20 protein-coding genes and 1 pseudogene are annotated in these 20738 nt (G+C 73.2%); 18 read left to right on the forward strand and 3 right to left on the reverse strand.

What is annotated here, in order from left to right; genetic code table 11:
• Positions 1-124: 124 nt before the first annotated feature.
• The gene (locus ABZY12_RS33220) at positions 125-1138 is read right to left on the reverse strand and encodes an iron-siderophore ABC transporter substrate-binding protein (RefSeq protein WP_356896991.1); all 1014 of its coding nucleotides are present in this window, start codon (positions 1136-1138) and stop codon (positions 125-127) included.
• A gap of 82 nt (positions 1139-1220) precedes the next feature.
• Between ABZY12_RS33220 and ABZY12_RS33225 the strand changes: the two genes are divergently transcribed.
• From ABZY12_RS33225 to ABZY12_RS33275, 11 genes are all read left to right on the forward strand, one after another.
• Positions 1221-2282 carry an iron ABC transporter permease gene (locus tag ABZY12_RS33225; RefSeq protein WP_356896993.1) on the forward strand — a complete coding sequence of 354 codons (1062 nt, stop codon included), beginning with the start codon at positions 1221-1223 and terminating at the stop codon, positions 2280-2282.
• Between the two features lie 14 nt (positions 2283-2296).
• Positions 2297-3421 (forward strand): iron ABC transporter permease, encoded by a 1125-nt coding sequence (locus ABZY12_RS33230; RefSeq protein ID WP_356896995.1) that lies wholly within the window; start codon positions 2297-2299, stop codon positions 3419-3421.
• Positions 3418-4347: an ABC transporter ATP-binding protein gene (locus ABZY12_RS33235; protein WP_356896997.1), complete on the forward strand. Its 930-nt coding sequence runs from the start codon at positions 3418-3420 to the stop codon at positions 4345-4347. Before ABZY12_RS33230 ends, ABZY12_RS33235 begins: the two co-directional genes overlap by 4 nt.
• Before the next feature lie 206 nt (positions 4348-4553).
• The gene (locus ABZY12_RS33240) at positions 4554-5888 is read left to right on the forward strand and encodes a diaminobutyrate--2-oxoglutarate transaminase family protein (RefSeq protein WP_356896999.1); all 1335 of its coding nucleotides are present in this window, start codon (positions 4554-4556) and stop codon (positions 5886-5888) included.
• A 59-nt stretch (positions 5889-5947) separates the two neighbouring features.
• Positions 5948-7594: an aminotransferase class V-fold PLP-dependent enzyme gene (locus ABZY12_RS33245; RefSeq protein ID WP_356897029.1), complete on the forward strand. Its 1647-nt coding sequence runs from the start codon at positions 5948-5950 to the stop codon at positions 7592-7594.
• Complete coding sequence (locus ABZY12_RS33250) at positions 7591-8985, forward strand: SidA/IucD/PvdA family monooxygenase (RefSeq protein WP_356897001.1); 1395 nt, start codon at positions 7591-7593, stop codon at positions 8983-8985. The genes ABZY12_RS33245 and ABZY12_RS33250 overlap by 4 nt, the downstream gene beginning before the upstream one ends.
• Positions 8982-10802 (forward strand): IucA/IucC family protein, encoded by a 1821-nt coding sequence (locus ABZY12_RS33255; RefSeq protein WP_356897003.1) that lies wholly within the window; start codon positions 8982-8984, stop codon positions 10800-10802. The genes ABZY12_RS33250 and ABZY12_RS33255 overlap by 4 nt, the downstream gene beginning before the upstream one ends.
• Positions 10803-10807: 5 nt before the next feature.
• Positions 10808-12163 (forward strand): hypothetical protein, encoded by a 1356-nt coding sequence (locus tag ABZY12_RS33260; RefSeq protein WP_356897005.1) that lies wholly within the window; start codon positions 10808-10810, stop codon positions 12161-12163.
• Entirely contained in the window at positions 12160-13419 is a 1260-nt protein-coding gene (locus ABZY12_RS33265; RefSeq protein WP_356897007.1) for an MFS transporter, read from the forward strand. The genes ABZY12_RS33260 and ABZY12_RS33265 overlap by 4 nt, the downstream gene beginning before the upstream one ends.
• The gene (locus ABZY12_RS33270; protein WP_356897009.1) at positions 13416-14039 is read left to right on the forward strand and encodes an ACT domain-containing protein; all 624 of its coding nucleotides are present in this window, start codon (positions 13416-13418) and stop codon (positions 14037-14039) included. The genes ABZY12_RS33265 and ABZY12_RS33270 overlap by 4 nt, the downstream gene beginning before the upstream one ends.
• Entirely contained in the window at positions 14036-14497 is a 462-nt protein-coding gene (locus ABZY12_RS33275) for a winged helix DNA-binding protein (RefSeq protein WP_356897011.1), read from the forward strand. Before ABZY12_RS33270 ends, ABZY12_RS33275 begins: the two co-directional genes overlap by 4 nt.
• Before the next feature lie 42 nt (positions 14498-14539).
• Here the strand turns inward: ABZY12_RS33275 and ABZY12_RS33280 are convergent, their stop codons facing one another.
• Together ABZY12_RS33280 and ABZY12_RS33285 are read right to left on the reverse strand one after the other, a co-directional pair.
• Complete coding sequence (locus ABZY12_RS33280; protein ID WP_356897013.1) at positions 14540-14986, reverse strand: DUF4383 domain-containing protein; 447 nt, start codon at positions 14984-14986, stop codon at positions 14540-14542.
• Positions 14987-15094: 108 nt separating this feature from the next.
• Complete coding sequence (locus tag ABZY12_RS33285; protein ID WP_356897015.1) at positions 15095-15709, reverse strand: GNAT family protein; 615 nt, start codon at positions 15707-15709, stop codon at positions 15095-15097.
• A gap of 139 nt (positions 15710-15848) precedes the next feature.
• Here ABZY12_RS33285 and ABZY12_RS33290 point away from each other — a divergent pair, with 139 nt between their 5' ends.
• The 7 genes and pseudogenes from ABZY12_RS33290 to ABZY12_RS33320 all read left to right on the forward strand — a co-directional run bounded on the left by ABZY12_RS33290 (position 15849) and on the right by ABZY12_RS33320 (position 20350).
• On the forward strand, positions 15849-16469 hold the full coding sequence (locus ABZY12_RS33290) for a TetR/AcrR family transcriptional regulator (RefSeq protein ID WP_356897017.1): 621 nt from the start codon (positions 15849-15851) through the stop codon (positions 16467-16469).
• Positions 16470-17034: 565 nt separating this feature from the next.
• The gene (locus ABZY12_RS33295) at positions 17035-17445 is read left to right on the forward strand and encodes a four-helix bundle copper-binding protein (protein WP_356897019.1); all 411 of its coding nucleotides are present in this window, start codon (positions 17035-17037) and stop codon (positions 17443-17445) included.
• A 97-nt stretch (positions 17446-17542) separates the two neighbouring features.
• Positions 17543-17746 (forward strand): cold-shock protein, encoded by a 204-nt coding sequence (locus tag ABZY12_RS33300; protein WP_356897021.1) that lies wholly within the window; start codon positions 17543-17545, stop codon positions 17744-17746.
• A gap of 209 nt (positions 17747-17955) precedes the next feature.
• A complete protein-coding gene (locus ABZY12_RS33305; protein ID WP_356897023.1) occupies positions 17956-18084 on the forward strand; it encodes a hypothetical protein in 129 nt (42 codons plus the stop codon).
• Positions 18085-18228: 144 nt separating this feature from the next.
• Positions 18229-18774, forward strand: coding sequence for a DUF5709 domain-containing protein (locus tag ABZY12_RS33310; RefSeq protein ID WP_356897025.1), 546 nt, complete (start codon positions 18229-18231; stop codon positions 18772-18774).
• Between the two features lie 193 nt (positions 18775-18967).
• A pseudogene (locus tag ABZY12_RS33315) lies at positions 18968-19108 on the forward strand (DUF2795 domain-containing protein); the annotation flags it as partial.
• Positions 19109-19201: 93 nt separating this feature from the next.
• On the forward strand, positions 19202-20350 hold the full coding sequence (locus tag ABZY12_RS33320) for a hypothetical protein (RefSeq protein WP_356897027.1): 1149 nt from the start codon (positions 19202-19204) through the stop codon (positions 20348-20350).
• Positions 20351-20738: the final 388 nt, after the last annotated feature.

Below are 20738 nucleotides of genomic sequence, written 5' to 3' on the forward strand. Positions count from 1 at the left end.
TATACCCCCCCTTGCTTTTTAACCCTCTTCCCCCCCCCCCCGCTCTCCCCCCCCCCCCGCCCCCCGCCCGGGCGGGGGGGGCCCCCCCCCCCCCGGGGGCCCCCCCCCCCTCACGGTCGAGCGGTCACGCCTTCGCCGGGTCGACCTTGTAGGTCTTGGCGATGTCGTCGAGAACGGAGTTGGCGCCGTACAGGCCCACCGCGCTCATCCAGATCTTGTCGTCGACCTCGTGCTTGGCACCCTTCAGCTGCTTCCACAGCGGGTTGGCCTCGAACTTCTCCTTGGTCTGCTTGGAGAGGCCGGCCTCGTCGGCGTAGAGCGAGATGAAGATGTCGTCCGCGTCCATCTTCGCGATCTCCTCGTCCGACACCTCGGTGTTGAAGCCGGTGCCGGTTGCCGCGGCGGGCTTGCCGAAGCCGAGGTCCTTGACGATCACGCCGATGTAGGTGTCCTCCTTGTAGATGCGCGTGGGGCCGTCCACGAAGCGCACCACGGAGACCGTGGGGTTGGCGCCCTTCGCCTTGCGCACGCTGTCGCCGATGGCCTTGGCGCGCTTCTCGAAGGCCGCGATCCGCTCGTCGGCGGCCTTCTCCTGACCCATCGCCTTGCCGACGAGGCGCAGGTTGTCCTTCCACGTGCCGCCGGTGGTCTCGGAGAAGACGGTCGGGGCGATGGCGCTCAGCTGCTTGTACAGCTTCTCGTGGCGCACCTTCGCGGAGAGGATGAGATCCGGCTTGAGCTGGATGATCTTCTCCAGGCTCGGCTCCTCGAGGGTGCCGACCGGCTTGGCGTTCGCGGCGTACGTCTTGGTGTCGGCGCCGAAGTAGGAAGGGAGGGAACTGCCGCTGCTCGCGATGGTCGTGTAGCCGACCACCTCGCCCTTGAGCGCGAGGGTGGCGTCGACGAAGGTCATGTCGAGGGCGACGATACGCTTGGGCGCCTTCTTCACCTCGGTCTTGCCCATGGCGTGTTCGACGGTGCGGGGGAAAGCGGAGTCCGAGGCGGCGGGGGCCTCACCGGCCTTCGTGTCGTCCTTCGTGTCGGAGCCGGTACCGCAGGCGGCGGTGGCGAGCAGTCCTGCGGTGACGGCGGCGGCTCCGACGGTACGTCCGAAGCGGCTGAGCCAACGGGCTCTCATCAGGTGGTTCCCTTCTCTCACGGGGGGTGCAGCTGTAAGGATAGGCTCGCCTAACTTACGGCGGGGCAGTTCGGAGGAGATCGTGACACAAGCGCTATCAGCGCCACCTCGGGAGAGGTCCGCGCGGCAACCGGCCGCGAAGGCGGAACGCGCACGCAGACGCTGGACGGGCATCCTCGTCCTGGCGGCACTGCTCGTGGTCGTCGTCGTCCTGAGCATCGTGTTCGGTACGAAGTCACTGACGTTGGCGCAGGTATGGCACGGCGTGTGGAACCCCTCCGGGACCGAGGGTGACGTCATCGTGCGCAACCTGCGGCTGCCCCGCACGGCGCTCGCCGTCACCGCCGGCGTCGCGCTCGGTGTCGCCGGCGCCCTCATGCAGGGCCACACCCGCAACCCGATCGCCGATCCCGTCCTCCTCGGCGTCAGCGCCGGCGCGGGACTGTTCGTGACCGGCGGCATCTTCCTGCTCGGTGTCACCACCCTGTACGGGTATGTCTGGTTCGGCTTCCTGGGGGCGATGCTCGCCAGCGTCGTCGTCTACCTGGTCAGCACCTTCTCCAAGGGTGGCGCGACCCCCGTGACCCTGGCCCTGGCCGGCGCCGCCGTCCACGCGCTCTTCACCGCGCTGACGGCGGGCGTCGTCATCTTCGATCAACAGGCACTGGACGTCTACCGGTTCTGGACCGTGGGCTCGGTGAGCGGCCGGACCCTGGAACTCACCTTCCAGATGCTGCCGTTCGTCGCGGTCGGTCTGCTGCTCGCCGCCGTCAACGCCCCCGGCCTGAACGCCCTCTCCCTCGGCGAGGACGTGGCCAGGGCGCTCGGCGTACGCATCGGTCTGACCCGGTTCACCGGCATGGCGGCGATCACCCTCCTCACCGGTGTCGCCGTCGCCGCCTGCGGGCCGATCGGCTTCGTGGGGCTGATGGCCACTCACATCGGCAGATCCTTCACCGGCCCCGACTACCGCTGGGTGCTGGGGTACGCGGCGCTGCTCGGCGCGATCCTGATGCTGGGCGCGGACATCCTGGGCCGCCTGGTGGCCCGGCCCGGCGAGCTCCCCGTCGGCATCATGCTCGCCTTCATCGGCGCACCACTCTTCATCTCCCTCGTACGCCGCAGGAAGCCGGTGCGACTGTGACAGTGAAATCGACAGTGGACACCGGGACGAGCGGCGAGGACACCACGCCCGGGGTACGGACCGAAAGGCGCGGGCCGGTCGTGCCGGGGCGCAGGCCGTTCCGGGTCGGCCCGGCCTCCGGCGTGTGGCGGCCGCGCACGGTCCTCGTACCGCTGGCCGCCGCGGTCGCGCTCTTCGCGGCCGTCGTCATCAGCACGGCCCGCGGCGACTTCGCCATCCCGCTGCCGGACGTCGTCCGGGTCCTCTTCGGCGGCGGCGATGACGCGGACCGCCTGGTCGTCCTCGACTTCCGCCTCCCCCGGGCCGCCACGGGCGCGTTCGTCGGGGCCGCCCTCGGACTCGCGGGCGCCCTGGTGCAGGGAGTCGCCCGCAACCCGCTCGCCAGCCCGGACATCCTGGGTGTGACGGCGGGCGCGGGCACGGGCGCGGTGGCCGTCATCGTCCTCGGCGGGGAGTACGGCAGCGTCAGCGGCCCGCTCGCCGAGATCGGCGTCCCCGCCGCGTCCATCGGCGGCGGGCTGCTCGCCGCCGCGATCGTCTACCTCCTGGCGGTGCGGCGGGGGCTCTCCGGCTACCGGATGCTGCTGGTGGGCGTGGGCGTGCAGGCCATCCTGTCCAGTGTGATCTCCTGGCTGCTCGTCAAGGCCTCGATCGTGGACGCGGGCCGCGCGATCCTCTGGCTCACCGGCAGCCTCAACGCCAGCACATGGGACAACGCCCGGGCCGTCGGCTGGGCGCTCGCGTTCCTGCTGCCCGTCGCCCTCGTCCTCTCCTTCCCCTTCGGGGCGCTGAACTTCGACGAGGACACGGCACGTGGTCTGGGCGTACGGATGAACACCAGCCGGGCCGCCCTGCTGCTCATCGCCGTCCTGCTCACCGCGACCGCGACCGCCGCCGCGGGACCGGTGGCCTTCGTGGCCCTCGCCTGCCCCCAGCTCGCGGTCCGGCTGGTGCGCACCGGCACACCTCCGCTGCTCGCCTCGACGATGCTCGGCGCCGCCGTCACCGTCTGGGCGGACGTGCTGGGACGTACCGCCTTCGGGAGGATCGAGCTTCCCGTGGGCATCCTCACCGCCGCCCTCGGCGCCCCCTACCTGCTCTACCTGCTCGTTCGGAGCGGAAAGGCCCGGAATTCATGACGGAGACGAGCCAGACGAGCCAGAGCGGCCGGACCGGCCGGACGGTTCCGACGATCCGGCCGCAGACGGCACCGACACCGACACCGACACCGACGGCATCGACCGCATCGACGGCCAAGGTGCGTCTGCGGGCCGAGAAGCTGTCCCTGGCCTACGGGGAGCGCACGGTCGTCCATGACCTGGACCTCGACATCCCCGACGGGTCCGTGACCGCCGTGATCGGGCCGAACGGCTGCGGCAAATCGACCCTGTTGCGCTCCTTCGGACGGCTGCTGCGACCCAAGAGCGGGCACGTCCTCCTGGACGGCAGCCCCGTACACACCCTGCCGACCCGACGCGTCGCCGGAACCGTCGGCCTGTTGCCCCAGTCGCCCGAGGCGCCGGAGGGCATCACGGTGGCCGACCTGGTGGCGCGTGGCCGGCACCCGCATCAGAGCTGGTACCGCCGCTGGTCCTCCGACGACGAGGCCGCCGTGGAACAGGCCCTGCGCAGCACCGGGACGTACGACCTGGCCGAGCGCACCCTGGACGAGCTGTCGGGCGGCCAGCGGCAGCGCGCCTGGATCGCCATGGCGCTGGCGCAGAACACCGAGATCCTGCTGCTCGACGAGCCGACCAACCACCTCGACCTGGCCCATCAGATCGATGTCCTGGACCTGGTGCGGGAGTTGCACCAGGACACCGGCCGGACGGTGGTGATGGTGCTACACGAGCTCTCGCTCGCCGCGCGCTACGCCGACCGCCTCGTGGCGATGAAGGAGGGCCGGATCGTGGCGCAGGGGACGCCGGCCGACGTGCTGTCGGAAGACCTGTTGCGCGAGGTCTTCGACCTGGAGGCGCGGGTGCGGTACGACGAGGAGTGCGGCGCTCCCCTCGTCGTACCGCTCGGCCGCCATCGCCGAAGGGTGGCGTCCGCCGATGCCTGACCCCTCGGGCTTTTCAAGATTCAACTAGCGGGACCCAAACGGCAGTTCTTCGGAGCTGCCGTTTTCGGTCATGCCCGGGAACCCCTTTGCGTGACAGCAAGGTTAGGCTAACCTAACCGTTGAACCGACCAGGGCTCACCACTGGCCGGTGTCCGTCATGCCGTCACACGTACGACCAAGGCACCACGACCGAAGGGCACTTCGCCATGCTGCGTGCTCAGCTCCTGGAACGTCAGGCGCTTCGCGAGTCCTCCGCCCGCACCTATGCCCGCAATCTGCCCGTGGCACCCGTTGCCGCCGACGGAGCGGTCGTCACCGGTGCGGACGGCCGCACTTATCTCGACTGCCTCTCCGGTGCGGGAACCCTCGCCCTGGGCCACAACCACCCCGAGGTCGTCGCCGCTCTCCAGTCCGCCCTCACCTCGGGCGCGCCGCTCCACACGCTGGACATGATCACCCCTCAGAAGGACGAGTTCAGCGCTGAGTTGCTGCGCAGGCTGCCCGGCACCCTGCGTGACGACGCCCGTCTGCACTTCTGCAGCCCGGCCGGCACCGACGCCGTCGAGGCCGCCCTCAAACTCGCCCAGCACGCCACAGGGCGGCACGGGATCGTCGCCTTCACCGGCGCGTACCACGGCATGACGCTCGGCGCCTCGGCCGTCTCCGGGCCCGCCCGGATGCGGACCCCCGGGCCGGCCGACTCGCTGCCGGTCACCCGGCTGCCCTACCCGTACGGCTATCGCTGCCCGTTCGGCGTGGGGGCCGAGCAGGCCGGGGAGCTCTCCGCCCGCCTTCTGGAGAGCTACCTCACCGACCCGAGCAGCGGTGTGGCCACACCCGCCGCCGTCATCCTCGAGGTCGTCCAGGGCGAGGGCGGCGTCGTCGAGGGGCCGGACCACTGGCTCCGGGAGATCCGCCGCATCACCGCCGAGCACGGCGTCGTGCTGATCATCGACGAGATCCAGACCGGGATCGGCCGCACCGGCCACTTCTGGGCCTGCGAACGGGCCGGCGTCACACCGGACATCCTCGTCACGTCCAAGGCGGTCGGCGGCGGACTGCCCCTCGCCCTCATCGCCTACCGCCCCGATCTCGACACCTGGCGGCCGGGTGACCACACCGGCACCTTCCGGGGGAACACCCTCGCCATGATCGCCGGGGAGATCACCCTGCGCACCGTCGCCGAAGAGCAGCTCGCCGAGCGGGCGGAGAAGCTGGGCGAGCGGATCCGTCACGGACTGCGCGAGATCGCCCGCGTCCACCCGGTCCTCGGCGAGGTCCGGGGCCGGGGGCTGATGATCGGGATCGAGGTGGTCGACCCGGACGGCCGGCCGGACCGCCTCGGGTCCCTGCCCGCCGACCCCGGCTTCGCCCGGGCCCTGCGTGCCGCGTGCCTGGACAACGGCCTGATGCTGGAGCTCGGAGGCCGCGAGGACACCGTCGTACGCCTCCTGCCGCCGCTCGTCCTCACCGACGACCAGGCCGACTCCGTCCTGGGCCGGCTGGGCGCGGCCGTGGAGACCGTGGAGCGTGCGGCGTGACACTCCTCCGTCCGACCGAGGGCGCCGGCGGCGCCCCGGAGCCCCGTCAGCCCCGGGACATCGAGACCGCCGTCGCCGGCGGGCACGAAGGACCGCACGTCCTGCGCTCGTTGACGTGGACGGTGCTCGGCGCTCTGGCCGAGGGCGCGACCGTCCGCAGCGGGCCGCTGCCCGCGGGCGGGCCCGACGCGGTCGCCGACGCCATGGCCGCCGCCTGCGGGCCGGTCCTGCCCGACGAGGGGATCGGCGCCGAGGCCGCGCTCGGCGGCCTGGTCCGCGCGGTCGCAGCCGGGGCCGCCGACCCGTCCGACCCGTCCTGCGTCGCCCATCTGCACTGCCCGCCGCTCGCCGTCGCGGTCGCGGCGGACCTCGCCGCCTCGGCGCTCAACCCCTCGATGGACTCCTGGGACCAGGCGCCCGCCGCCGCGGTCCTCGAACAGCGCACCACCGAGGCTCTGGCCGCGCTCGTCTACCCGGCCGCCCCGGCCCCCGACGCGCTGATCACCAGCGGGGGTACGGAGTCCAACCTCGTCGCCCTGCTGCTCGCCCGGGAGCGGGCGCGGGCCGTCGGCGCCCGTCCGCTCCAGGTCCTGACCGGAGCCAACGCCCACCACAGCGTGCACCGGGCCGCCTGGATGCTGGGGCTTCCCACCCCGGTCGTCGTCGAGTGCCGCGCGGGCCGCATCGTGCCGGCCGCGCTCGACCGCGCCCTGGCCGAACTGGGCCGAGGGCCCGCCCTGGTCGTCGCCACCGCCGGCACCACCGACGAAGGACTCATCGACCCGCTTCCCGAGATCGCCCAGGTCGCGGCGTGCCACGGCGCCGAACTCCATGTGGACGCCGCCTACGGCGGCCCCCTGCTGTTCAGCGACCGGCTCGCTCCGCGCCTCGAGGGCCTCGACGCCGCCGTCTCCGTCACCTTCGACCTGCACAAGCTGGGCTGGCAGCCCGTGGCCGCCGGAGTCCTCGCCGTCGCCGACACCGCCGCCCTCGACGCGCTCTCCCTGCGCGCCGACTATCTGAACGCCGACGACGACACCGAGGCCGGGCTGCCCGACCTGCTCGGCCGGTCGATCCGTACCTCCCGACGACCCGACGCCCTCAAGATCGCGGCGACGCTCCAGTCGCTCGGCCGCCAGGGGCTCGGCTCGCTCGTCGAGCACTGCGTCCGTACGGCGGAGGAGTTCGCGGCGGCCGTCGACGCCGATCCCGCGCTGCGCAGGCGCCCCGGGGACATCGGCATCAGCACCGTACTCTTCCGGCCCGCGGCCGCGGACGCGCTCTCAGACGAACAGGGTGACGCGCTCGTCGCGGCGGTCCGGCGCGACCTGCTGGCCGCCGGACGGGCCGTGCTCGGCCGCGCGAGGGCGGCGGACGCGGACGGCACCCCGCGTCTGTGGCTCAAGGCCACCCTGCTGCACCCGCGCACCCGCGCCGCCGACCTCGCCGGCCTGCTCAAGCTCGTCACCGACACCGCCGGCCACCACCGGCCCGAGGCCGCCGACGCCACCGACACCGCCACCCCCCACCGCCCCGAGGCCGCCGACACCGCCACCCCCCACCGTCCCCAGACCGAGACCCGGACCGAGACACCGACCACGACTCAGGCCGAGACCGATACCGAGACCGCAGCGGCCGCCGCAGCCACCGGCTCCGGCACCGTCACGCTCGCTGCCGACGCCCGCCCCACCGGAGGACCCCGATGACGCCCGCACCCGCCGAAGAGCCCCTCGATCTCCTGGGGGTGGGGACAGGACCGTTCAACCTGTCGCTCGCCGCCCTGGCCGACGGCGTACCGGGACTGCGCAGCGCGTTCTACGAGCAGCGCCCCTCGTTCCACTGGCACCCCGGCCTCCTCATCGAGGGCGCCACCCTCCAGGTCCCGTTCCTCGCCGACCTGGTGAGCCTGGTCGAGCCGACGAGCCGCTGGTCGTTCCTGAACTACGTCAAGACGCGGCGGCGTCTGTTCCCGTTCTACTTCGCCGAGCAGTTCCACATCCACCGCGCCGAGTACGACCACTACTGCCGCTGGGCCAGCCGGGAGCTGCCGTCCGTGCACTTCGGCCACCAGGTCGACACCGTCCGCTGGGACGCCGGACAGGACGCGTTCGCCGTCGACTTCACCCGTCTCGACGCGGAGGGTGACGCGCAGGCCGTCGGCCGCACGTACGCCCGGAACCTCGCGCTCGGCATCGGTACCGCCCCGCACGTGCCGGAGCCCCTGCGGGCGCTCGCCGACGACCCGGGGACGCTCGTCCTGCACTCGGCCGACTACCTGGCCCACCGGGACCGGCTGCTTGCCGCCCGTCATGTGACCGTCGTCGGCTCCGGGCAGTCCGGCGCGGAGGTCCTGCTCGACCTGCTGCGCGCCCGCCCGGAAGGCCAGGAGGGCCTGACGTGGCTCGCGCGCACCCCGGCCTTCGCGCCGATGGAGTACAGCAAGATCGGTCTGGAGCAGTTCACCCCGGACTACACCCGCTACTTCCACAACCTGCCGGAGGCCACCCGCGACCGGCTGCTGCCCAGTCAGTGGCAGCTGTACAAGGGCGTCAGCGGCGACACGCTCGGTGACATCCACGACGAGCTGTACCGCCGCGGCCTGGACGGCACCTGGCCCGACGTCACCCTCACCCCCGGAGTGGCCGTCCAGCGGGCCACCCGCGTCGGCGACCGGATCGAACTGGACGTCGAGCACGGGGACCAGCAGGCGCGCGGCCGGCTCGTCACGAACGCCGTCGTCCTCGCCACCGGCTACCGCGAGCGGCCCGTCGACGGTCTGCTCGCCGCCCTGCGGCCGTACATCGTGCGCGACGCGGCCGGCCGGCCGGAGGTCGACGAGCAGCAGCGGCTGCGGCTCGCCCCGGAGATCGGCGGGTCCGTCTACGTCCAGAACGCCGAGCGGCACACGCACGGCGTCGGCACCCCCGACCTCGGGCTCGCGGCCTGGCGGTCCGCCGTGATCCTCAACTCGCTCACCGGCGAGGAGACCTATCTCCTGCCCGAGCGCACCGCCTTCACCACCTTCGGCCTCGGCGGTCTCGCCGCACCGGGCCACGATGCCGAACTCACCACCACCAGCACCGGAGGACGTTCGTGACCGAGCAGATATCCCCGCGGGACCGCGCGCTTGCCTGGCGACGGGCCGGCACCCTGATCACCGAGAAGATGCTCGGCGAACTCTCCTACGAGTACCTCTTCGAGCCGGTCGCCGACCCCGAGCCCGTCTCGGAGGGCACCGAGCCGGCCTGGCGCCTCGATCTCGCCGACGGTGTGACGTATCGTTTCCGCGCCCGCCACGGCGCCTTCCGCTGCTGGGTCGTCACGCCCGGCACCGCCACCCGCCACACCGCCGACGGCGCCGTCGCACCGGCCGACGACCCCCGGATCCTCGTCACCGACGCCCGCGCCGTCCTCGGCCTCGCCGGGATGCGGCTCGCCGACGTCCTGAGCGAGCTGACCGCGACCGTCTCCAACGAGGCGCTGCGCCTGGCCACGCCGATCACCGCCGCCGAACTGGCCGCCCTCCCCTACGACCGCGCCGACGGCCACCTCACCGGCCACCCGCGCATCGTCGTCAACAAGGGCCGGGTGGGCTTCTCCGCCGCCGACCGGGAGCGGCTCGCCCCCGAGGCACGCACCCCCTTCCCGGTGCGCTGGGCGGCCGTCCACCGCGATCTCGCCAGTTTCCGGTCCGTGCCCGGCCTGGACGAGAACACGCTGCTCGCCGAGGAGCTCGACGAGCGGACGCGTGACGCGTTCACCGAGCGCGTCACCGCGACCGGCGGGGACCCGGCCGACTTCGTGTGGATGCCGATCCACCCCTGGCAGTGGGACGAGATCATCGGCACCCTCTACGCCGCCGAGATCGCCACCGGCCGCATCGTCCTCCTCGGCGACTCGACCGACGCGTACGTGCCGCACCAGACCGTCCGTACGCTCGCGAACGTCACCCACCCCACGCGGCGGGACGTGAAGACGGCCTGTTCGGTGCGGAACACCCTCGTCTACCGGGGCCTCAACTCCGCCGCCACGCTGGCCGGCCCGGCCGTCACCGAATGGCTGCTGTCGATCCACGAGAACGACGAACTGCTGCGCGACGAGTACCGCTTCGACCTCCTCGGCGAGGTGGCGGCGGTCTCGGTCCGGCACCCGCTCTTCGGCTCGCTCCCCGATCTGCCGTACCGCTTCCACGAGACGCTCGGCGTGCTGTGGCGCGAGCCGCTGCGCACCCGCGTCGGCGCGGACGAGCGGGCGATCTCCCTGGCCACGCTCCCCTACCGCGACCAGGAGGGGGAGAGCGTCGTCGCCCATCTGATCCGTACGTCCGGCATGACGCCCGAGGCGTGGTTCGGCAAGCTCTACGACCTCATCCTCACGCCGCTGCTGCACTGGCTCTACCGGTACGGGGTCGCGTTCTGCCCGCACAGCCAGAACCTCATCCTCATCACCGACCCGGACGGCCGTCCGCTCCGTGTGATGATCAAGGACTTCGCGCAGGGCGTCGACCTCGTCGACAGCGACCTCCCGATCCACGACACGCTGGGCGAGGAAGCCCGCAAGGACATGCTGCGCTGGCCCGCGCCGCTCATGGCACAGTCGCTGTTCTCGTCCGTCTTCTCCGGCCAGATCCGCTTCCTCGCGGAGATCGCCCACGACGACTTCGGCTACCCGCGCGCCGCGATGTGGGAGCAGGTCCGTGAGATCATCCGCGCCCACGCCGACCGCTTCCCCGAGGACGCCAAGCGCTATCCGGACCTGGACCTGTTCGCCCCCGACGTCGAGCGGGTCTGCCTCAACCGCGAGCACCTCGCGGGTGAGGGCTTCGAACGCGTCGACCGGGACGAGGAGTTCGACGTCCGCTTCGGCCGCGTTCCCAACCCCCTGCACGCGCCGGACCCGGAAGGCGCCTGGTGATCCCGGTGACCTCCGACGCCTTCTGGAAGCGCCCCGCCGGGCCGCGTACCCTCGCGGCCCGCGCGGAGGCGGGCTCCCGGCTCCGGGCGGAGCTCGCCGCCCGGGGCCCGCGCCGGCTCACGCTCCTCGCGCCCGACCCGCACGCCCGCTTCGCGGCCGTCGACCTGGACGGCGACTTCGCCCTCGGGTCGGTGCTCGACGACGGCTACGGCGCCTGCACCTACCTCTACGCCTGGACGGTGGACCGCGCGACGTCCACCGCGCCCGAACTCCAGCGCTACTACGACACCTTCTCCGACCTCGTGCTGCGTCCCGACGCGGCGACGCTGCTGCCGCAGCCCGGCGAGGACGGCAGCTGGTACGTGGTCTGCGACGCGGTCTGGCCGGACGGTGCCCCGGTGCCGGTCGCGCCCCGGACCGTGCTGCGCGAGCGGCTGGCCGCCGCCGAGGAGCTCGGCATCGTGCCGTCCGTGGGCCTGGAGCACGAGGTCACCTTCTACGACGCCGACGGCGCCCCGCTCACCTCCCACGGCATCGACTACGCCCTGGGCGGTACGGAGCCCCTCGCCCCGCTCCTGCGCGACCTGCGCGCCACCCTCCACGAGGCGGCTCTGGGCGTGGAGTCGGCGCGCGCCGAGTGCCACCCCGGCCAGTACGAGGTGGTGCTGCGGCACCGCGACGCCCTGGCCGCCTGCGACGACGCCATGGTGCAGCAGACACTCGTCCGGCAGACGGCGGCCCGGCACGGCGTCACGGCGTCCTACCTGGCCGCCGAGGGCCCGGGGCAGGGCAGTTCGTGCCATGTCCATCTCTCCCTCAACGATGCCGACGGCCGCAACCTCGGCCCGGCGGAGGGAGATCCGCGCCGGCCGAGCCCGCTGCTCGCCTCCTTCCTCGCCGGGGTGCTGCGGGCCGCCGGCGACCTGACCCCGGTGTGGGCGCCGACGGTCAACTCGTACGTACGGCTGCGGACGGGCGACTTCGCGCCCACCGAGGTCCGGTGGGGCGTGGACGACCGGACCGCCTCCGTGCGGCTGGCCGGCAGCGGGCCGTCGCTGCGGCTCGAGTGCCGTTTCCCCGGTGCCGACGCGCAGCCCCACCTCGCCGTGGCGGCGCTCCTCGCCGCCGGCCTGTCCGGCATCGAGGACGGGCTTCCGCTGCCCGAGGCGGGCGAGCGGACCGGCGGGCTGGCGACCACGCCCTGGCAGGCGCTGGAGCGGTTCACCACGTCGAAGCTTCCCGCCCGTCTCCTCGGGCAGGAGCTCGTCGACCACTACGCGGCCCTCTTCCAGGCCGAACTCGACGCCTGGTGCGACGGCGTCACCGACTGGCAGCGCCGCCGCGGAGCCCTGCGGTCATGAGCGCTCCGACCACGGGCGCACCGGCCGCGGCGAACTCCCTCAAGGAGCTCGCCGCGGCCCCCGGTCTGCTGTCGCTGCTCGGCTGGAGCCTCGTCGGCCGTCTCCATCTCTCCGCGACCCTGGTGGCGCTCCTGGTCGTCGCGGCCGACATCACCGGCTCGTACGCCACCGCCGGGCTGGTCTCCGGCGCGCTCGTCCTCGGCCAGGGGCTCACCGCGCCGCTCCGGGGCCGGACCGTCGACCGGCGGCCCGCCGCCCGCGTGCTGATGTGGACGTCGGTGGTGTACGGGGCGGGGGTGGCCGCCCTCGCGGCCGTGCCGGCGCGGGCGGGCTGGGAGCCGCTCGCCGGAGCCGCCTTCCTCGTCGGCCTGGCATGTCCGCCGTCGACCCAGGTCTCCCGGGCCAAGGTCGCCCAGCTCGCCCAAGGGGGGCTGCGGCGGCGCGCGTTCACCCTGCAGGCCACGGTCAACGAGCTGGTCCTGGTCACCGGTCCCGGCGCCGCGTCCCTCGCCATCGCCGGCGTGGGGGCCCGCGGCGCGGTGGCCTTCTGCGGGGCGCTCGCCGCCGTGGGCGGGTTCGGCCTGGCCGCGGCCGTACGCCGGGCGGGGGTCGACGCGCCGGCCGTGACCGAGGCGGCCGACGAAGGCGCGTCGGAGGGTTCGCTGCTCCGTGACCCGGCGGTCGTCCGTTCCGTCGCCGCCGTGACCGCGCTCATCTCGGGCTTCGCGATCATCGACTTCGTGCTGGTCTCGTGGTCGCACCAGCGCGGCAGCCCCGCCCTCGGCGGTGTCCTCACCGGTGTCTGGGCGGCCGGGTCGGCGGCTGGGGGCCTCGCCGCCACGCTCTGGCTCGACGGCGCGGTGAACCTGCGCCGGCGTCTGCTGCTCGTGGCCGCGGGGGTGGCCCTGCTCCTGCCCGCCCTGGCCACGCCGCTGACCGGCGGCAGTCCCTGGGCGGTGGCCGCGGCGCTCGCCGTGGGCGGCATGGCGATCCCGCCCGCTCTCGCCGCCCTCTACGACCATGTCGCGGACAGCGCGGGGCCGGCCCGTCGTGGTGAGGCGTTCGGGTGGATCGCCACCGCCACGACGGCGGCGTCGGCGGCCGCCAACCCGCTGGCCGGGGCGGCGCTCGACCGCTGGGGGCCGTGGGCGCCGGTGGCGGTCGCCGTGGTCGCCTGCTGTCTGGCGACGGGGCTGGTCGCCGGGGCGCGGAGGATGCCCGCGCACGCGAACGGGAAGGTGCCCGCCGTCTCATGAGCCTTCAGCCAGAGCTCCTGGCGAACCGCCTGACCGGCCACCCGGGGGCGCCGCGCCGCCGGGTCGTCCACCGTGGTGCGAGGGAAGGGGGAACCGTGGAGCGCCCGATCGTCTCGGACATCAGGTACGACACGTCCTTGGCACACCTCACCGTCATCGGGTTCCCGGGCAAGCCGGTCGACATCGCCGGTCTGGTGCAGCGGCTCGGGGAAGCGGGAGTGCGCCCCGAGATGCTGCGCCTCGGGCCTTCGCGCGGCGCCCCGGGCCTCACCGACCTCTCCTTCGTACTGGCCCGCCGCGATGCCGCCCGTGCGCTCGACGTGTTGAGCGTCGGTGCCGGCCGCGCCGCGCTGGAGTGCGACGAGACGGTGGCCGGCGTTTCGCTCACGGGTACGGGCCTGCGTACGGCGCCCGCCGTGACGGCCGCCTTCGCCGAAGCGCTCTCCCAGGCCGACGCCCGCATCCTGGCGATCGCCTCGACGGCGGCCGGGGTCACGGCGGTGATCCGCGCCGAGGACGTCCCCGCCGCGGTGCGGGCGCTGCGCGCCGCGTTCGGCCTCGGCGAGGACACGGCGAGCCGTGGCACCGGTCGCCCGCCGGAGGTGTTCCCGACCGCATGAGCACCACGTCCGGAACCCTCCTGACCCTCAGTACGTACGTCATGTCACGCACCGGCAAGGACGCCCGGGCGCGGCTCGCGGAACGCCTCGCCCGGCGCGGTCTGCGCCTGTGGCACGCGACGGTCCTGTCCGCGCTCGACGCGTACGGGCCCCAGGTGAAGAGCGAGCTGGCGGCCCGCCTCGACATCCACACCACCGACCTCGCCCGGGTCGTCAACGACCTGGCCAAGGCGGGCTACGTCACATGCGCCCAGCGCCCCGAGGACCGGCGGCTGATCGAGGTCGCCCTGACCCCGGAGGGCCGATCGGCCCTGACCGAGATCAGCGCCGAGCTCACCGCCGTGGACGACGACCTCCTCGCTCCCCTCTCCGCCGCCGAACGACTCCTTCTGGAATCCCTGCTGCGCCGCCTGTTCGCCCACATCTGCCGACCGGCGGCCGACATCGGCTGCGGCTGACGGCCTCGGCCGGCGGTGCGACCGTGAGGGCACGCTGCCGCGTCATACGGCTCCGCGTCGGCGGGTCAGCAGAACACCGAGCGCCACCATCGCGGCCCCGAGGGCCAGGTGGAGCCAGTTGTCGGCTTCGTTGACCGGGACGAAGTTCGCCTTGCTGCCGAGGTCGATGACGAGGCCGTAGATCCACAGGGCCAGGTAGACGACACCGCCCCCGATGAGATACCTCCGGGCGCCGGGGGCCGTGCGGGCCATGAGCACTCCGGCGACACCGAAGAGCAGATGGACCAGGTTGTGCAGGACCGACACCTGGAAGATGCCCAGCAGCTCGGCCCGCGAGTGATGCTCGGCGAACGCGAGCGAGTCGTAGTCGGTGGTCACTCCGGGGACGAAGCCCAGGACTCCCACCACGAGGAACACGGCTCCCACCAGCAGGGCGGCCTGTTGCACCGCGGTGCGCGCGCCCCGGGCCATGCCACGAGTCCCGGCCATGACACATCGCCTCCTCCGCGAGACCGAGTGCCCGGGGCTCCGGTCGCCCCGGGCGGTCTTCGCTCACTCGGCGTCGCTCCGCCTCGCGATTACCCAGCTTCGCCCCGATCAGCCGCCGGCGGGAGCCGTTCGTCCACTCGCCCGCCGCCCCGCGTCCGTCCCGGAACGCGCCGGCGACGACAGCCACTCGTCGGCCAGCAGGGACCAGACCTCCGTGTCGTGGCGGATCCCGTTGTGCGGATGCTTCGAGCGGAGCACCCCGTCCAGGCGCATGCCCGCCCGCCGCGCGACGGCCCGGCTGCGCGCGTTGCCGGAGCTGGTGAGCCACTCGACGCGCTGCATACCGCGCTCGACGACCGCGTACTCGATCAGGTGGCGTACGGCCGCGGAGATCAGTCCGAGTCCTTCGCCCGCGGGCTCGGCCCAGACCCCGACCTCGCAGTTCCCGGTCCGGACGTCGAAGCGCGCGAACATCACGCCGCCGACCAGGGTGCCTTCGAGCCAGATGCCGTAGATCCGGGCGGTGTCGGCGGCCGCCTGATCGGCGTACTTCCGCAGCGTGGCGTGCGCCGAGGCCAGGTCGGTGGAGAGCGAGGCGAAGGGGATGAACTCGTCGAGGTTGGCGCGGGCACGGTCCATGTGGGCCAGGAACTCCTCGGCCTGCCACGGTTCCAGCGGGCGGAGCTCGGCGGGGAGGGTGTCGGACAGGCGTATCGCGAACATCGGGGCGGCTCCGGGAGTCGGCGGGCGGTGAGTCCTGCGTCGAGCGTCGAACGCGGGCGTCGGGTGGACGCTTCGAGCGTCGGGCCGGGCTCGCCCGGGCCGACGTACGTACCAAACGCTTGCTATGTAGCATAGTCACATGTCCCCCGCACGTGGAGATCACGAAGCCCGCCGACGCGACGTCTCGGAAGCCGTCTGGCGCATTCTCGCCGAACACGGCTTCGGCGGCCTGACCCTGCGCGCCGTGGCGGGCGAGATGGGCGCGACCACCGGCCTGCTCACCCACTACTTCCCGAACAAGCGCGCCCTGGTCCGCACCGCCCTTGAGGTGCTCGCCGAGCGGACGGAGCAGCGTCCGCGCCACAACGCCCCCGCGCAGGGCGCCGCCGCCCTGCGGGCCCTGATGCTCGACGTGCTGCCGCTCACCCCCGAGGCCGCCGCGACCAACCGGATCTGGGTGGCCTCCTGGGACGTCGCACTGGCGGATCCCGAACTCGCCGCCGAGCACGCCGAGCGCTACCGCCGCTCACGGGTCAGGCTGACCGCACAGGTCGCGGAGGCCCAGCGGCGCGGCGAACTCCCCGCCGACACGCCGCCCGAGGATCTGGCCGCGACGGCCCAGAGCTTCGCCCTCGGGCTGGTCGTGCAGGCGCTCTTCGCTCCGGCGGAGTACCCGCCGGAGCGTCAGATCCGGCTGGTGGACGACTGGTTGGCGGGTGTACGAGCGACGGCGGCGCCGCTGCCCCGGCCTCCGCGCTGACCCGGCCTCGGGCCGCCCCGGCCTCCGTGCCGACCCGGCCTCGGGCCGCCCCGGCCTCCGTGCCGACCCGGCTTCGGGGTCGCGCCCCCCCTCGCGTCAGGTCACGGGTTCCGGGGCCGGTACGGGACCGGGCAGCGGGCCGGGCTCCGGGTGCGGCTCGGGGGAAGGGGCGGGGGGCGGCTCCGGGTCGGGTTCGGGCTGCGGCGGCGCCGGAGGCACCGGGTCGGGCCCGCCCGGGGCGGGAACCGGCCCGGGCACAGGTCCCGGCTGCGGTCCGGGCCCCGGGCCCGGTGCCGGAGTGGGGCTGGGAGGTACGGGATCGGTCGGCGGGGTGCCCATGACATACCTCTGCTCGTCGCTGTTCGGTGTCGCTGCGGCGCCTACCCGTGCGGCCTCGGCCGACACCCGGCGCGGCGGACGGTGACCGGCCGCCGTCGGCGGGCTTCTCCCCTCGCGGTCCCCTGCGCGCGCGGGGGCGGGCGGGAAGCGGTTAGGTGGGAGTACCGGGGGCTCACAGGCGGCCGTCCCGGTCCGCCGGCGCTCCGGGGTGAGGAGGCCAGCTCTGATGTCCAGCACCGTGAGGGACATGATCGCCACGTACCCGGCCGATCTCGGCGGCATCGACCAGGGCAAGCTCACCCGCTGCATCGAGGAGTGCATCGCCTGCGCCCAGGCGTGTACCGCCTGCGCGGACGCCTGTCTGTCCGAGGGCATGGTGGGCGATCTGACGAAGTGCATCCGTACCGACATGGACTGCGCGGACATCTGCAACGCGACCGCGTCCGTCCTCTCCCGTCACACGGGGTACGACGCCCACATCACCGCCGCGATCCTTCAGGCGTGCGCCGTCGCCTGCAAGTCCTGCGGTGACGAGTGCGCGGCCCACGCCGACACGCACGAGCACTGCCGGGTCTGTGCCGAGGCGTGCAGGTCCTGCGAACAGGCCTGTCTCGAACTGCTGGCGGCGCTCGGCTGAGGACGGCGCTTCATCGGAGGATCACAGTCATGGAGCGGGCTTTTCCGGGAACACGCCCGGCGTGGGACATGCTTCCGCGCCCATGAAGGAGATCGACATGGCTACCGGCATCGTCAAGTGGTTCAACGCGGAGAAGGGCTTCGGCTTCATCGCTCAGGACGGAGGTGGCCCGGACGTCTTCGTCCACTACTCGGCCATCGACGCAGCGGGATACCGAGAGCTCGACGAGGGACAGAAGGTCGCCTTCGACGTCGTGCAGGGCCCCAAGGGCCCCCAGGCAGAGCACGTCACCCCCGCCTGATCACCCGCTCCCGAACCCTCCCCGCCCCGCGCGACCGGCGCGGGGCCCGTCTGTATGAGCGCGCGGGACGGGGCATCCGCGGGCGGGGTGGGGCCGCGCGCACCGGGAGGACTGCCAGGAAGGTTTCCGGGTAGGCGCGCGTCGTGACTCCGGAGCACCATGAAGATCACCACCATGACCGCGACCGTTCCGAACCCCCCGGGAACTCCATGGACGAGGTGGCGTCCCGGCTCCTCCAGGAGATGGGAGAGGCGGCCCGGCGGCTGCGCCGCGGCGCCGCCCGGTTCGGGCAGGCACCGCCGCCGCCAGAGACCAAGGACGACAGCCGCGCCACTTAGCGCACCGCACCGCACCGCACCGCAACACTCGGACGACACGAAACGACGCCCCCGGGGACAGCGGCGCCGCCGACGGGGTGATGTCGTCCCGGGTGATGCCGCCGGCGTGGACGAGGAGGAGTGGTGTGAGGAAAGGAGCCGACCATGTCCCAGGACGCACGTGACCAGGCTGCCGCCGAGGCGGCCACGCCCGACGACGAGGCTCGTGGCGACGACGTGTACCAGCCGGTCAACGCCGATGTCGCCAACCGCCCCGACGACGAGCTCGATCTCGAGAACGCCATCGGCGCGGACGAGCTCGACGACATGCTGGACCAGGGGTACGCGCCGCCGGACCGCCCTCAGGGCGTGACGCGGCACGGGACGACCGGCCGTGAACAGAGTGAGGGAGAGTCGCTCGACGAGCGCCTCGCGCAGGAGGTACCCGACACGGAGCCCCCGCCCGGGGACGGAATCGGCGATCTCCCGGACGGCGACGGCGAACCCGTGGACCAGGAGTCGGGCGCGAGGCGCGCGGGCCGGCTGGCTCCGGTGGACGAGCCGTCACCGCGGCGGAACGTCGGCGTCGTGGCGCGGGACGTCGGCATCGACGGCGGAGCGGCCGCGGCCGAGGAGGCCGCGATGCATGTCGACACGGGGATCGAGGACGAGGGAGAAGCGGGAGAGGACGAGGGAACGGAGGGCCGGTAGGCCAGGTGAAGCCACCTCACCGCATGCCCGGAGGGCGGGAAGGAGCCTGGCTCCTTCCCGCCCTCCGGGCATGCGGTGCCCGTGTGACGGGCGTCCGGTTTGTCGCACCCGGCGACGGGCACGCGCCGAAGTACGGAGACCGTACGGAAATCCTTTCCGTACCGCGTCGAGCCCGAAGGAGGCAGCCGTGAACATCCCTCAGCGCGGAAGCAACAAGTCCGGTCCGGAGCTGGACGACGAGCGGAAGAAGGAGGTCGAGGGACAGGTACGCTCCGGCCACCCCACGCGCGCGGAGGAATGGCACGACCCCGAGCCACCCGCCGACGAACCGCCGTACCAGCGGAGCGAGCGGGACGAAGGAGCCTGACCGCCCCCTGGACGCGACGTCCGACATGACGCCCCTCCCCACCACGCATTGGGGGACACCATGGAACTCGGCTTTCTCAAGCCGCTCTTCGATCGCCCAGGGCCCTGGGCATCGGTCTATGTCGAAACCACCCGAACGACCGAGGACGCGGCGAAGCTGCAGCAACTGCGCAACCGCTCCGTCGCCGGCCGGCTCGTCGACGAGGGCGCCGCCCCCGCCACCGTACGAGCGGTGATGGACAGGCTCGCCCGGGAACCCGTCTCCGGAACGCCACCGGGGCGCGCCCTGTTCGCCACGGGCGACGAGGTCGTCCTCGACCTGGCCCTCGCGCAGGCACCGCCCACGGAGGACGTGACGTGGTCGACGCTGCCCCATGTGGCGCCGCTCGTGGTGCTGCGCGGCGAGGAGCTCACCTGCCTGGTCGCCTACATCGACCGTACGGGCGCCGACCTGGAGCTCCGGCAGGCGCACCGCCGCGAGAGCGTCGGACAGGCGCAGGGCAAGGAGTGGCGGGGCCGGGGCCACCGCAGCATTCCCGCGGACCGGTACGAATGGCACTACCGCAACAAGGTCGAGAAGACCTGGGACGAGACCGCCGACGTCATCGCGTCGGAGCTCGTCCGGCAGTGGCCCGAGAACGATCCGGCGCTGCTCGTCCTGACCGGTGACTCCCGCGAGCGCCGAGCGGTGTACAGCCGGCTGCCCCAGCACATCCAGGCAGTCGCCGTCGAGGCCGGCAGTGGCAGCAGGCAGGCCGGCTCGTCGACGACCGTCCTCGACGAGCAGATCGAGGAGGCGTGCGACCGTTACGAGCGCGAGCGGCTCCAGAGCGCGCTCGACCGCTTCCGGATCGGGCGCGGCAGGCCGGGCGAGCACCGCACGTCGACCGTGGACACCGGACCGGGGCAGGCCGCCGAGGGCATTCCCGCGGTGGTCGACGCGGCCCGCAAACACCAGGTGGCGACCCTGCTGATCGACCGGAACGCCTCCGACGCGGGGCGGCAGGTCTGGATCGGCCCCGGCCCCGACGACGTCGCCGTACAGCGCGGTGACGCCCGGGCGGTCGGAGTCGCCGAGCCCGAGCAGGCGCGCGCGGACGACGCCCTGCTGCGGGCCGCCGTCGCCGCGGACTGCGAGGTCCTGGTGGTCCCCGAGGGGATGGGTGGCCCGGCGGGCGGCCTGGGGGCGGTACTCCGCTGGAGCGACTGAAGCGCTGAACAGCGCGAAAGGACGCGTGGGGCCCTCGATCGGAGGGCCCCACACGTCCTTTGGCATTTCCGCAAGATCCGCCGTGCGGCCGGCAGTCGGCCGTCGAGATCCGCGTGCGTCCAGAGGACGGCCTTACAGAAGCAGAGGACGGCCTTATCGAAGTCGACGCTGCCGGGGCGGCTTCGGCCACCCCGGCAGCGTCGATCCGCTCAGCTCACCCGGTCACCCGGTCACCCGGCCACCGGCGGGTCCCACTTGCCGACCGGCGGCGTTCCGGGGTCGGTCCTGCCGGTGTCGCCGGGGGTGATGCGGCCGCGCCAGCCGCCGCTCTCGAGCCCGCGTTCCTCGATGAAGCCCTTGAACCGCTTCAGATCGCCCTTGACCCGGC

Origin of the sequence: Streptomyces sp. NPDC006551, from assembly GCF_040611675.1 — a bacterium.
Lineage (GTDB): Bacteria > Actinomycetota > Actinomycetes > Streptomycetales > Streptomycetaceae > Streptomyces.

Bases quoted from the DNA above. Each gene is read 5' to 3' on its own strand.
- ABZY12_RS33290 (WP_356897017.1), top strand. From the start codon at position 15,849: ATGTCCCCCGCACGTGGAGATCACGAAGCCCGCCGACGCGACGTCTCG.
- ABZY12_RS33235 (WP_356896997.1), top strand. From the start codon at position 3,418: ATGACGGAGACGAGCCAGACGAGCCAGAGCGGCCGGACCGGCCGGACG.
- ABZY12_RS33310 (WP_356897025.1), top strand. From the start codon at position 18,229: ATGTCCCAGGACGCACGTGACCAGGCTGCCGCCGAGGCGGCCACGCCC.
- ABZY12_RS33305 (WP_356897023.1), top strand. From the start codon at position 17,956: ATGGACGAGGTGGCGTCCCGGCTCCTCCAGGAGATGGGAGAGGCGGCC.
- ABZY12_RS33275 (WP_356897011.1), top strand. From the start codon at position 14,036: ATGAGCACCACGTCCGGAACCCTCCTGACCCTCAGTACGTACGTCATG.
- ABZY12_RS33250 (WP_356897001.1), top strand. From the start codon at position 7,591: ATGACGCCCGCACCCGCCGAAGAGCCCCTCGATCTCCTGGGGGTGGGG.
- ABZY12_RS33300 (WP_356897021.1), top strand. From the start codon at position 17,543: ATGGCTACCGGCATCGTCAAGTGGTTCAACGCGGAGAAGGGCTTCGGC.
- ABZY12_RS33320 (WP_356897027.1), top strand. From the start codon at position 19,202: ATGGAACTCGGCTTTCTCAAGCCGCTCTTCGATCGCCCAGGGCCCTGG.
- ABZY12_RS33285 (WP_356897015.1), bottom strand. From the start codon at position 15,709: ATGTTCGCGATACGCCTGTCCGACACCCTCCCCGCCGAGCTCCGCCCG.
- ABZY12_RS33240 (WP_356896999.1), top strand. From the start codon at position 4,554: ATGCTGCGTGCTCAGCTCCTGGAACGTCAGGCGCTTCGCGAGTCCTCC.
- ABZY12_RS33280 (WP_356897013.1), bottom strand. From the start codon at position 14,986: ATGGCCGGGACTCGTGGCATGGCCCGGGGCGCGCGCACCGCGGTGCAA.
- ABZY12_RS33295 (WP_356897019.1), top strand. From the start codon at position 17,035: ATGTCCAGCACCGTGAGGGACATGATCGCCACGTACCCGGCCGATCTC.
- ABZY12_RS33220 (WP_356896991.1), bottom strand. From the start codon at position 1,138: ATGAGAGCCCGTTGGCTCAGCCGCTTCGGACGTACCGTCGGAGCCGCC.
- ABZY12_RS33270 (WP_356897009.1), top strand. From the start codon at position 13,416: ATGAGCCTTCAGCCAGAGCTCCTGGCGAACCGCCTGACCGGCCACCCG.
- ABZY12_RS33265 (WP_356897007.1), top strand. From the start codon at position 12,160: ATGAGCGCTCCGACCACGGGCGCACCGGCCGCGGCGAACTCCCTCAAG.